This window comes from Corynebacterium sp., from assembly GCF_030532715.1.
Classification (GTDB): domain Bacteria; phylum Actinomycetota; class Actinomycetes; order Mycobacteriales; family Mycobacteriaceae; genus Corynebacterium.
The window spans coordinates 56,846-68,951 of record NZ_JAUNKO010000003.1; the positions used below are offsets into that span (position 1 = coordinate 56,846).

Consider the following 12,106-nt stretch of genomic DNA (forward strand, 5'->3'; position numbering starts at 1 on the left):
GGGGTTCGAGCGTTGTTTTTGTTGGGGTGGTGTGGGGCCTAGGCGAGGGCTTTATCGATGCTGTAACGGAATATCGTGGTTGCGCGATGACTCTGTTACCCTGAGAATTTACTAGGCGAACCCAACTGTGCCGTTTTACCTTGGGTTTCAACACGCCTAGGGTAAAAATATTCTTCCTATGTGCTGCGGGTAGCCTAGAGGGGTTAGAACTTACTCATAGAAGTGTGAAGGTGTAGTGATGGATCAGCGTCAAATGACCGTGTCAGAGCTCAAAGCTTGGCTGCGGGCATGGATAGTTTCCGCTACAGGTCTGCCTGAAGATGAGATTACTGAAGACAAATCCATGGAGAATTTTGGATTGTCTTCACGCGACGTCGTTATCCTCTCAGGTGAGTTGGAAAATCTACTTGACGTGCAATTAGACGCCACCATCGCATACGAGTATCCCTCGATTGCCGCGCTAAGCCAGCGCCTTATTCACGGCCCCTCGGACCAACCTAAAAAGGTTGAGCGCCCCCAATTTACGCTGGTTTCAGATTCGCCGGGTACACACGATATCGCCATTGTGGGCATGGCCGCCCGGTATCCCAAAGCGCATACGATTGCCGAGTTTTGGGATCTTATTATTTCCGGGCGCGACGCCATGTCCGAGCTTCCGGAAGGCCGCTGGTCGGAATACGCTACGGATGACGTGATGATGGCCAAAATGGCCGCCACGCAAACCATCAGCGGTTATATAGAAGACATTGCGAGTTTCGATGCGGAGTTTTTTGGCCTGTCCCCGCTCGAGGCGGCGAACATGGACCCGCAGCAACGAATCGTTCTCGAGCTCGCGTGGGAGGCGCTTGAACAGGCGCATATTCCTGCGAATACCCTGCGTGGGGAAAACGTGGGCGTATATATAGGCTCCTCCAATAATGACTATGGGATGATGATCGCCGCCGACCCCGCGGAGGCGCACCCGTATGCCCTTACCGGCGCCGCGAGTTCGATTATTGCGAACCGGGTTTCCTACGTATTTGATTTCCGTGGCCCTTCTGTCAGCGTTGATACCGCCTGTTCGTCGTCCCTGGTCAGTGTGCATCATGCGGTGCGTGCGCTGCGGTGCGGCGACGCGGATATCGCCCTTGCTGGCGGTGTGAACATTCTGGCGAACCCATTTGCTACTACCGCGTTCGGTGAGCTCGGCGTGCTCAGCCCGTCCGGCAAAATCCACGCGTTTTCCGAAGACGCTGACGGTTTCGTTCGCTCCGATGGCGCTGGCATCGTAGTGCTGAAGCGTGTCGACGACGCGCTCGCCAGCGGCGACAACATCCTTGCAGTGATTAAGGGAACTGCCGTGAATTCGGACGGCCGATCCAACGGCTTGACCGCTCCGAACCCAGAAGCACAAGTGGCGGTATTGGAGCGCGCCTATGCAGATGCCGGTATCGACCCGCACGCGGTGGACTATGTGGAGGCCCACGGGACCGGTACGATCCTCGGCGATCCCATTGAGGCGAGCGCATTGGGCCAAGTGCTGGGCCGCGGACGTACTGCGTACGAGCCGTTGCTGCTGGGCAGCGTGAAAACAAACTTTGGCCACACCGAATCGGCGGCGGGTGCGGCCGGTTTGATCAAGGTTGTGCAGTCGATGAAACACGGGGTGTTGCCGCCGTCGCTGAATTACTCCGGACCAAACCCATACATTGACTTCGATCGGGAGCGGCTCGAAGTAGTGGAGGATCCCCGCGAGTGGCCGAAGTATTCGGGCCGCGCAATTGCGGGCATTTCCGGCTTTGGTTTCGGCGGCACTAACGCGCACGCTGTCGTCGCTGAGTTCGACCCCTCGGAATACGAACGTAAAGCCGAGAACTGTGAGCCAGAACTGGATACGGAGCAGTACCTGTTGCCGGTGAGCGGGCTGTTGCCGTCGCGGCGTCGACAGGCGGCCGCGGACGTTGCAGACTTCCTCGAGCAGGGCGCGGACCTGGCCGAGGTTGCGCGCTCACTCGCCGGTAGAAACCATGGTCGATCCCGCGCGGTAGTCACTGCGAGCAGCGCGGATGAGGCGATCAAACGGCTGCGTATCGTCGCGGAAGGCAAAAAGAGCGCCGGTATCGCCGTCGCGGATGCTCCCTTTGCGCACGGACCTGTGTTCGTATACTCCGGTTTCGGCGCGCAGCATCGGAAGATGGCAAAAGACTTGCTCCACACGTCGCCGTTTTTCCGGGAACGCATCACAGCGCTCAACGCGGAAATCGAACTGGAATCCGGCTGGTCGCTCCTCGACATTATTGAAGACGACGAACAAACGTATAACACTGAAACCGCGCAGGTAGGGATCACCGCTATCCAAATAGCGCTCACCGACCTGCTCGCACATTTGGGCGCTCGTCCCGCAGCCGTGCTGGGCATGTCTATGGGGGAGATCGCCGCCGCCTACGCCGCGGGCGGGCTTACCGCCAAGGATGCGATGCGCGTCGCTTGCCATCGTTCCCGGCTCATGGGGGAGGGCGAGAATTCCCTGTCCGAAGACCAGCTTGGCGCTATGGCGGTGGTGGAATTCGCGGCAGATGACCTCGCCGAATGCATCGCGGAAAATCCAGAGTTCGCGGGCATCGAACCGGCCGTGTACGCAGGCCCGGGTATGACCACCGTGGGCGGCCCGCGCGACGCCGTGGTCAAGCTCGTGGAAAAGCTTGAGGCGGAGGAAAAGTTCGCACGTTTGCTCGACGTGAAGGGGGCCGGACATACGAGCGCTGTGGATCCGCTGCTCGGCGAACTCGCTGCCGAAACCGCAGACATTACGCCGCTGCCGCTCCGCGTGCCGCTGTTCAGCTCCGTGGATAAGGGCGTGGTGTACCCGGCGGGGTCCGTGGTGCACGAGTCTGATTATTGGTTGCGTTGCACCCGGGGCTCCGTGTGGTTCCTCGAGGCCACGACCGCGGCGTTCGCTGCGGGCCACGAAATTCTGGTGGAGATCAGCCCGAACCCGGTGGCGCTCATGGGCATGATGAATACGGCGTTTTCCGTGGGCAAGGGCGATGCGCAATTGCTGTACAGCCTCAAGCGCAAGGTGTCGCCCTCCGATTCGCTGCGGGAGTTGCTGGCCAAGCTGTACGTTGCTGGTGAGCCGATTGCGCTGGAGTTGCTTACGGGCACTGGTGTTGCGGCGGATACGCCGGGCGTGGCGTGGAAGCGCCAGCGGTATTGGACTGCCGCGCGCCCCTCTTCGCAGAACGTGACGCTGCCGGGGCACCGCGTAAACTTGCCGGATGGTTCCGTGGCGTTCAGCGCGCTTGCGGAGCAGGTGCCTTCCGCCGAAGCGCTTATCGACGCCGCCGCCGTCGCCGTCCTGCCCCAAGCCCACGTGGTCGCGGTCGAGGAGCACGGCCCGCTGCCCCCGTCCGGCGATCTCACCACTGTGGCACACCGCAGCCTGGGCGGAGTGTCGGTGACGGTGCACCGAGTGACCGGTGACGCAACCACCCTGGTGGCGGAGGGTTTCGCCACCGCCGGTGGTGTGGTCCCCGAGTCCGCGCCAGCTCGGCAACCGGTGGCCACGCCGACCTTCACCGAACTCGATGCCGAAATCGAGGCGGTTTATTGGGATCCCGCTTCCGGGGAGACCGTGGAGCAGCGGATGCGCGCAATCGTCTCGGAGTCCATGGGCTACGACGTTGATGACCTGCCTGGCGAGTTACCTCTTATTGATTTGGGCTTGGATTCACTCATGGGCATGCGCATCAAGAACCGCATCGAACATGACTTCCAGATCCCTCCGTTGCAGGTGCAGGCGTTGCGCGACGCTTCCGTCGCCGACGTCGTCCAAATGGTGGAAGACCTCGTGGCGGGCGAGTCGTCTGCACCCGAAGAGCTTGCAGCCGCGCCGAAATCTGCCACCGGCGGGGTGGGCGTTGCGCCCCGTGACGCGTCCGAACGCCTTGTGTTTGCCACGTGGGCGGGTATCACCGGCGTCGCCCCGGCCGGTGTGACCAGCGAACTTCCCGAGCTCAGTGAGGAGCACGCCGAAGCGATTTCCGAACGGCTTACCGAACGGGCTGGCCTGGACGTGAGCATTGCGCAGGTGCGCGAATCGGAGACCTTGGAGGCGCTCGCCAATATTGTGCGCGAAGGTCTCGAAACCGAAGTCGACGGCAACATCCGGGTCCTGCGCGAACGGCCCGCGGGGTCGTCGAAACCCGCGGTGTTCCTGTTCCACCCGGCGGGTGGTTCGTCGGTGGTGTATCAGCCATTGATGCGGCGCCTGCCCGCGGATGTGCCGGTGTACGGCGTGGAACGTCTCGAAGGTTCGCTCGCGGAACGAGCCAGCGAATACTTGGGCGAAATCCGGACCTACGCTGACGGCCACCCAGTTGTGTTGGGCGGTTGGAGCTTCGGCGGTGCCCTTGCCTACGAGGTGGCACACCAGCTGGTAGACAGTGACGTCAACGTTGCACTTATCGCCTTGCTGGATACTGTGCAGCCCGCCGAAGAGGTACCGGACACCCCGGAGGAAACCCGCGCGCGGTGGGAACGCTACTCCAAGTTTGCTAAGAAGACCTACAATCTGGACTTCCCCGTCCCCTACGAGCTTTTGGAGACCGCGGGTGAGGATGCGCTGTTGACCATGATGGCCGAATTCCTCGCAAATGCGGATACCCAAGCGCACGGCCTGTCCGCGGGAGTGTTAGAACACCAGCGCGCAAGTTTTGTGGATAACCGCATTCTTGACCGAGTACGCCTTGAGAACTGGGCGGATGTGCAGGTGCCAGTCATGCTGTTCCGCGCTGAACGTATGCACGATGGCGCGATCGAACTTGAGCCTCGTTATGCCCGCATTCACGCTGACGGCGGGTGGTCCGCTATCGTAAAACAGTTAGATATTATCCAGCTTCGAGGTGATCACCTCGCTATCGTGGACGAGCCTGAAATCGGAACGGTCGGCGCACACCTGAGCCGCCGCCTGAATGAAATTGAGGCTGGTCAAGAAGGAAACTAATCAATGACAACGGCAGAAAAGCTCGCTGACTTGCGCGCCAGGCTTGCCAAGGCGCAAGACCCTGGCAGCGAGCGTGCCCGGGCAAAGCGCGATGCTGCCGGCCTCACCACCCCGCGCCAACGCATCGAACGCCTCCTTGACCCCGGATCCTTCGTAGAAATCGGTGCCTTGGGCCGCACGCCCGACGAAAAGGACGCCCCGTACGGTGATGGTGTGGTCACCGGATACGGTCGCATTGGTGGTCGACCTGTCGCTGTATATGCGCACGATAAAACGGTGTACGGCGGGTCCGTCGGTGTTACCTTCGGGCGGAAAGTTTGCGAGGTCATGGATATGGCCATCAAAATCGGCTGCCCTGTCATTGGTATCCAAGATTCCGGCGGGGCGCGTATTCAAGACGCGGTGACTTCGTTGGCGATGTACTCCGAGATCGCCCGCAGGCAGTTGCCGTTGTCTGGGCGAAGCCCCCAGATTTCTATCATGATGGGCAAGTCTGCCGGTGGCGCCGTGTACGCCCCCGTCACCACCGACTTCGTGATCGCCGTTGAAGGCCGCGCGGAAATGTACGTCACCGGGCCCGATGTGATCCGCGAGGTGACCGGCGAGGAAATCACCTCCGCTGAACTGGGTGGCGCCCACGAGCAGGCGCTCAACGGCAACGTATCCTACGTGGCGGAGTCCGAGGACGAGGCGTTCGCTTACGTGCACGATCTGCTGGATTACTTGCCGTCTTCCTGTGATGAGCCGAGCCCAGTGTTTTGGGCGGATACAGACGAACCCACAGAACGCGACGCCGCGCTGGACCACTTCATGTTGGACGACACTAACACTGCGTATGACATGATGGACCTGCTCACCCGCATCTTTGACAACGATGATGTGCTGGAAGTGCAGCCGGACTACGCGCCGAATATTATTACTGCATTCTCTCGGGTGGATGGCCGCTCAGTGGGTATCGTTGCCAACCAGCCGCTGTTTTACGCGGGGTGTATTGATGCCGACGCCGCGGATAAAGCCGCCCGCTTTATTCGTATTTGTGATGCGTACAATATCCCGCTTATTTTCGTGGTTGATACGCCCGGCTATTTGCCCGGTGTGCAGCAGGAGAAGGTTGGCCTGATTCACCGCGGAGCCAAGCTTGGTTTCTCGGTGGTGGAGGCCACCGTGCCGAAAATCTCGCTGATCGTACGTAAGGCCTATGGCGGGGCCTATGCGGTGATGGGGTCCAAGAACCTAACCGGTGACATCAACTTGGCGTGGCCAACTGCGCAAGTTGCCGTCATGGGTGCGGCCGCCGCCGTTGTGATGATCCAGGGTAGGCAATTGGCTGCCGCCCCGCCGGAACAGCGGGAGCATTTGAAGAAGATCTTTATGGATTTTTACGACGAAAACATGACCAGTCCGTATGTGGCGGCGGAGCGCGGCTATATCGATGCCATGATCGAGCCTAATCAGACGCGGGTGGCATTGCGGCAGGCGCTGCGGCAATTGGAAACGAAGCAAGAGCAGCAGGTTCCAAAGAAGCACACCATCATGCCGATGTAAGTTGTGCAAATTATAACTTTTTCAGTTTGTGTGGCGCTTCCTGAGAATTGCCCCCTCGGGAAGCGCCACCTTTTGTCGGTTTCGCCCGTGTGGTCGAACCCCATTCGGGCGGGTTGACTTGCGGCCCCAACCACGGGATATATAAATTTCTCTGGTGAGGTAACGTTCGATCAATAGCGAACGATCATGCCTATGTAAGAAGTTCCGGCTAGATTTAAGGTGATCATGAAAGAGACTGCTACCACTAACCAGGGTGACTTGACTCAGCTGAGCTCCGCTCTCGACGCATTCGGTGATATTTTTGGCACCATCGGCGTCGCTTGGTTCAATATTCTGCACCTGCTGAACCCGTAATATTGAAGCCGGCTTAAGCTTAAGCACCCGCCTTTCCTCCCTGTCAGGCGGGTGCTTTTGGTTTTGCCCGGTGGGTGGAGCGTAATCCGCGCCCCACGGTAGGACTCACTTAGGCTCGTTGCCGCCGGCGGTCGGCGAGCCGCCCGAGGCCGCGCCAGCCGAAGAGCAGGATGGCGGACATGGTAGATGCCACGAGGATGAACGACCAGTGCGGCATCGCCTGGTGGCGGATTGCCCAGATGCCTAGGCCCACTACGACAGCGCACACCCACACCACGAGCCCACTGGGCAGTCGCATACGGATGAGGCGGAACACAAGGTGTCCGACGAGGGCGCCCAACAGGAACGGCCACGTGGTGTCTACCCAGCCTGCGAAGGTGAACGGCATGTCTGGGGTTTGATGTGCGGCGCGGGCAAGCAGGCCGAATATGGCCATGGCCAGCAGGTCAAGGACGAGGGTCATGGTTGATCAGTTTACCTTGCTGCTGTGTTGAGGGATCGCCACGGGCTGAATAGGTAGATGACCCAGCCGCAGGCGGTGATGAGGCCGAGGGAGATCGCGCGATAGAGGATGGCGGCGCCGAGGGCGTCGGGGCTGGCTACGCCGGTGGCGATGAGGGTGCCTACGAGCGCGCCATCGACGGGCCCGAGGCCGCCGGGCGTGAGGTTGGTAGATCCGACAATTTTTGAGGTGATAAATGCCAGCAACACGGCCCCGAACGCTGGCGGGGTGTCGGTGATAGCCCAGAGTGCGAGGCTGAGGGTCGCGGCGTCGAGAAGCCAGTTGCTGAGGCTGCAGCACGCAGCCCAGCCGAAGCGGAACCGGGTCAAGCGCACAGCCTCAAGTTGGTAAATGTGGGCGGTAATATCTTCGAGGGCTGGCGCGCGGCGGGGAGCTAACCGCAAAAGTGGGGGTAGCGCTCGTTCCGCGAACCGCGCCACGGGCTCGGGATGGTTGGTGATCCACCACATGAGTCCGGCGAGCATGAGCATCCCCACGAGCGGCAGCACCATGGAGCTCAATCGAAAGTCTGCGCCTTGGAGGGCGACTGCACCCACGCCGAGCGCAATGAGCCATACCGTAGACAGCGCTCCGGAAAATACGATAAACCAAGAGATGAGCAGGGGGCTGGCCCGCCATTGCCGCATCACCTGAAATTGCATCACGGTGGAAATCGCCGCCCCGCCTGGGAAGCTGCTTGAAAGCGCGTTCGCGGCGAAGGTGAGGCTAGTGGTGTCCCGCAATGTGGGGTGGGTGCCTCCCGCGCCGAGGAGTGTGCGCATGACCTCAGCCATTGCGGTGAGCGACAGTACGCTACACACCACGCCGAGCGCGAGCTGGCCGGGCGCGGCATTGCGCAGCTGTTCGAGCGCGGCTGCGGGGTCAAGCTCGTCGCGGAAAAACCAAAGCGCGGCGGCGATGAGAATGATTGGCAGGTAGCGGCGGAGGTTGCGGACTATGATCGGTCCTCTCCGTGGCGGGCCATGAGCACGCTGAAGGGGATGAGTTCAGCGTCGTCGCGGGAATTGCGGCCGCCGCGCATGGCGGTGGCGTCGTCGAGGGCGGCGCTGTGCAGGGGGAGGTCTTCATGCGTATCGACGGCCCGGGGCATCGGCACTTCCTTCACCTCGCGCGCCGTCGGGGGCCCGCCGTGGCCGAGCAGGTCCGCGGCCTTCTTAATGGGGGCGGGCGCCCACCAGTTATCGTCGCGCAACAGGTGCATGACGGCCGGGACAAGGAGCATGCGGATCAGCGTTGCGTCGAGGAACAGCGCCACGATCATGCCGAAGGCGATGTACTTCATCATGACGATGTTGGAGAAGCCGAACGCCCCACACACCACGATCATGATGACCGCCGCCGCGGTAATGATTCCGCCGGTATGGGCCGTGCCGTAGCGGATCGCGGTATCCGTACTTGAGCCCCGGTTTCTGGATTCCACCATGCGGGATACGAGGAACACTTCGTAGTCCGTGGACAGGCCGTACACGATAGCCATGATGAGCACGAGGACGGGGCTCATGAGCGGGCCGGCGGTAAAACCCAGCACGCTCGAGCCGAGGCCGTCGACGAAGATGAGGGTGAGTACGCCGAGCGTGGTGCCGAGGCCGAGGATCGTCATGATTACGGCTTTGGCGGGCAAGATAATTGACCCGAACACCAGCGCCATCAGTATGAAGGTGGCGGCGACGATGTACAGCGACATCCACGGCAGGGTACTGAGCAGCGCCTCGATGGACTCCACCTCCAATGCCGGCGTGCCACCGATATAAATATCCACGTTTTCCGGGGCTTCGATCTTGCGCAGCTCGTTGACAATCCGCCCGTAGTCCTCCCGATTCGCAATGCCCGTGGACAGCACCGTGGTGCCTTCCTTGGTTGGTCGGCTTGCACCGAACACCCCAGTTAGGCCGTCGATGGCGCTGGCTTGTTGGTAGATGGACACCACGCCTTGTTCATCCGCGCCGGTGATTACCAGCTTGATGGGCTCGGTGCGGATGGGGAAATTCTCGTCAAACTTTTCCTGCGCGATGCGGACGTCGTTCGCTGGGGGCAGGTACGTTTCGTTGATGCCGCCGAACTTGACGCCGAACAGTGGCAGGGTGAGCAGGATCAGCAGTGCCACGCCGAGGAAGGTGATTTTCTTGGCGTGCCGCATCGCCCAGGTGGGGATCCGCGCCCACACCGTGTCCTCCCAATCGGAGCTGCGGTTTTTCGGCCGCCGGATCATGCCCTTGTCGATGTTCGTGCCCAGCAGGCCGAACAGTGACGGCAGCACCGTGATGGACAGCAGCGCCGCCAAGCCCACGGCGCTGATCGCCCCGTACGCCACGGATTTCAAAAATGCCTGCGGGAAGAGTAGCAAGCCGGACAGCGCCACAGCCACCATACCGGCGGAAAACACCACGGTGGTGCCGGCGGTTGCGGTGGTTGTGGCTACCGCCCTATTCACTGGGGCCCCCGCATCGAGTTCCTCGCGGAACCGGGACACCATAAACAGGCCGTAGTCGATGGCGAGGCCGAGGCCCAGCAGTGTCACCACGGATTGCGCAAACACGTTCACCTGCGTTTGCGTGGCCAGCAGCGAGAGCACACCCAGCGAGCCCAAGATGGAGAGCACACCCACAATGAGTGGCATGGTGGAGGCAACGAGGGAGCCGAACACGAACAGAAGCAGCAGCGCCACCGCTGGCAGCGCGTAGAGTTCCGCGCGCTTAATGTCGCCGGCCATGCCTTCGTCCAGGGCGTCGGCAATCGCGGTGGAACCGGCGACCTCGATCATGGTGCCGTCGGGGAGGTCCACGTCCGTGAGGTCGTCTTTCACCTTGCGGAAATTCTTCAGTACGTCCTCGCCGTCACCCTTGAGGCCAATGGTGGCAAAGGCCATGCGGCGGTCTTCGGTGGTGAGTTTGCCCGTCGGCGTGGAAAAGTAGCTGTCTATCTGCGCGATTTCCTCGGGGTGCTTCGCCTGTAGCGCCTCCAAATGCTTGCCGACGGCCGCGTATGTGGCGGGATCATCCACCGACTCGGCCGTAACCAACAACAACACATCGCCCCGGTTGTCGCGCCCGAACACCTCTTGCTCAATTTGGGCAGCCCGCGTCGAGGAAGAGCCGGGATCATCCCAACCTTCCTGGCTCATGCGTTCGCCGAGCTTCGTGCCCGCCAGTAGGTACAGGGCCACGATGAAGCCGATAATCACAAACGGCACTATGTGACGGAAACGGTAGGCGAAACGCCCCCACGCAAGAAACATGCGTTACAAGTCCTTCCTCCCAGACAGCAGGGCAGACAGCGGACGGAACGGTTGCAGCCAAGCGCCACCCTCCGGCAGCGAATCTAGGCTGATGCGTGGCAGCGGTTCACGGAACACGCCGGGAATATCTTCAAGATCCGTGAATCCAAGGTTTTCCGATGCCACGGCCCACGCCGAATGCTCATGGAAGCCTAAAACCCTAACGGGTATATCGACCGCAAGCTCTTCTAACGTTTCGCGGAAATTCTGACCATCCGCACTGGCCACAATTAGGCCACGCAAAGCACCCTCGTTGTGGCGGCGCCGAATGTGCTCCAGCATATCCGGATCCACATCGGATTCCTCCGTGAGCTTGGGTTTTGCGAACACCGCGAAACCTACGTTGCGCAACGCCTCCACCCACGGGCGGATTGCGTCCGCGCCACCGGGGGTGACGTTGGTGAACACCGTCGCCTCCGGAAGGATGCCCTCGCCCAGCGCAGCGGCCTGATCCAACAGCCAACGACCCACTGCATCGAACCGCGGGCGATGCACCGTGGTGGGGCGGCCGCCAATGATGGAACCCAAGCCCATATCCAAGTTCGGGGCGTCCCACACGAGCAGCAAACTCGGCGGCCCCGGTACGTCGGTCGGGCTGTAGTTGTGCGTTACAAACGGATTTTCAGACACTTAAGGCTTCTTTCGCCAGAGAAACTCGGTAATGACATGGTTCTTGTCTAAGCCTTTTCCCTCAAATTTAGTAATCACTTGGCGGTCGGTCAGTTGTGGGCACTCCGGCCACGGCCAGCCCATCCACTCCAACTGCGGCTCCACATTGATCAGCTCCGTGATCCACTCCGCATAATCGGTGTGGTCCGTGGCGACGTGGAGCACGCCGCCCGCGCGTAGTCGGGACGCAAACAACCTTAATGTGCCCGATTGAATAATGCGCCGTTTATGGTGGCGGGCTTTCGGCCACGGGTCTGGAAAAAACACGCGGATCCCATCCAGCGACTCCGGTTCGAACATTCGATTGAGCACTTCGACGCCGTCTCCGCGCACCATTCGAACGTTACCGATGTTTCCTCGCACGACCGCGCCTAAGAGTTTTGCGAGCCCAGGTTTATATAGTTCTACGGCGATCACGTTCGTGTCCGCCTCTAACGGCGCCATTGCGGCCGTGGAGGTTCCGGTGCCCGAACCGATCTCCACGATCGTTGGGTGGCCGGAGCGGCCGAACCAGGACGCGACGTCGATACGCTCATCAGCGAGGACGCGACCCAGCCGCGGCCAGTGCTCCTCCCACAGCTGAGCTTGGTTCGGCGTTAACGTACCGCGGCGGAAGCTCACGCTACCGAGGCGAGGGTAATCCAGCCCATCATCAAAGGAGGACTGCAGCGGGCGGCCAGCGGGGAGATCCCCAGTGGGCGTGTTGAGGAAATTATCAGTATGAGACATCTGCACTATTGTGCCCCGTATGTCTGTA

At 61.0% G+C, this 12,106-nt stretch carries 8 protein-coding genes; 3 read left to right on the top strand and 5 right to left on the bottom strand.

The genetic code is table 11. The annotated features are described in order from the left end of the window. Positions 1-238 precede the first annotated feature (238 nt). The 3 genes from pks13 to Q4D83_RS05565 all read left to right on the top strand — a co-directional run bounded on the left by pks13 (position 239) and on the right by Q4D83_RS05565 (position 6,883). A complete protein-coding gene (gene pks13, locus Q4D83_RS05555) occupies positions 239-4,984 on the top strand; it encodes a polyketide synthase Pks13 (protein ID WP_303173708.1) in 4,746 nt (1,581 codons plus the stop codon). 3 nt (positions 4,985-4,987) lie between these two features. Beyond that, positions 4,988-6,529, top strand: coding sequence for an acyl-CoA carboxylase subunit beta (locus Q4D83_RS05560; protein WP_303173710.1), 1,542 nt, complete (start codon positions 4,988-4,990; stop codon positions 6,527-6,529). A gap of 225 nt (positions 6,530-6,754) precedes the next feature. Continuing rightward, positions 6,755-6,883 carry a hypothetical protein gene (locus tag Q4D83_RS05565; RefSeq protein WP_303173712.1) on the top strand — a complete coding sequence of 43 codons (129 nt, stop codon included), beginning with the start codon at positions 6,755-6,757 and terminating at the stop codon, positions 6,881-6,883. 109 nt (positions 6,884-6,992) lie between these two features. Here Q4D83_RS05565 and Q4D83_RS05570 read toward each other — a convergent pair whose 3' ends face one another. Genes Q4D83_RS05570 through trmB form a run of 5 tightly spaced genes read right to left on the bottom strand, consistent with a single transcriptional unit; the run spans position 6,993 to position 12,078 of the window. Continuing rightward, positions 6,993-7,346: a DUF3054 domain-containing protein gene (locus tag Q4D83_RS05570; protein WP_303173714.1), complete on the bottom strand. Its 354-nt coding sequence runs from the start codon at positions 7,344-7,346 to the stop codon at positions 6,993-6,995. 11 nt (positions 7,347-7,357) lie between these two features. Continuing rightward, complete coding sequence (locus Q4D83_RS05575) at positions 7,358-8,347, bottom strand: YbhN family protein (RefSeq protein WP_368502202.1); 990 nt, start codon at positions 8,345-8,347, stop codon at positions 7,358-7,360. Further along, the gene (locus Q4D83_RS05580) at positions 8,341-10,641 is read right to left on the bottom strand and encodes an MMPL family transporter (protein WP_303173716.1); all 2,301 of its coding nucleotides are present in this window, start codon (positions 10,639-10,641) and stop codon (positions 8,341-8,343) included. Before Q4D83_RS05580 ends, Q4D83_RS05575 begins: the two co-directional genes overlap by 7 nt. Positions 10,642-10,644: 3 nt before the next feature. Next, positions 10,645-11,310 (bottom strand): NYN domain-containing protein, encoded by a 666-nt coding sequence (locus tag Q4D83_RS05585; protein WP_303173718.1) that lies wholly within the window; start codon positions 11,308-11,310, stop codon positions 10,645-10,647. Continuing rightward, positions 11,311-12,078, bottom strand: coding sequence for a tRNA (guanosine(46)-N7)-methyltransferase TrmB (gene trmB / locus Q4D83_RS05590; protein ID WP_303173720.1), 768 nt, complete (start codon positions 12,076-12,078; stop codon positions 11,311-11,313). Positions 12,079-12,106 lie beyond the last annotated feature (28 nt).

What these genes read in the sequence shown, in the direction of transcription:
- pks13 (WP_303173708.1), top strand. Translation starts at nt 239, where the DNA reads ATGGATCAGCGTCAAATGACCGTGTCAGAGCTCAAAGCTTGGCTGCGG.
- Q4D83_RS05560 (WP_303173710.1), top strand. Translation starts at nt 4,988, where the DNA reads ATGACAACGGCAGAAAAGCTCGCTGACTTGCGCGCCAGGCTTGCCAAG.
- Q4D83_RS05570 (WP_303173714.1), bottom strand. Translation starts at nt 7,346, where the DNA reads ATGACCCTCGTCCTTGACCTGCTGGCCATGGCCATATTCGGCCTGCTT.
- Q4D83_RS05565 (WP_303173712.1), top strand. Translation starts at nt 6,755, where the DNA reads ATGAAAGAGACTGCTACCACTAACCAGGGTGACTTGACTCAGCTGAGC.
- Q4D83_RS05580 (WP_303173716.1), bottom strand. Translation starts at nt 10,641, where the DNA reads ATGTTTCTTGCGTGGGGGCGTTTCGCCTACCGTTTCCGTCACATAGTG.
- trmB (WP_303173720.1), bottom strand. Translation starts at nt 12,078, where the DNA reads ATGTCTCATACTGATAATTTCCTCAACACGCCCACTGGGGATCTCCCC.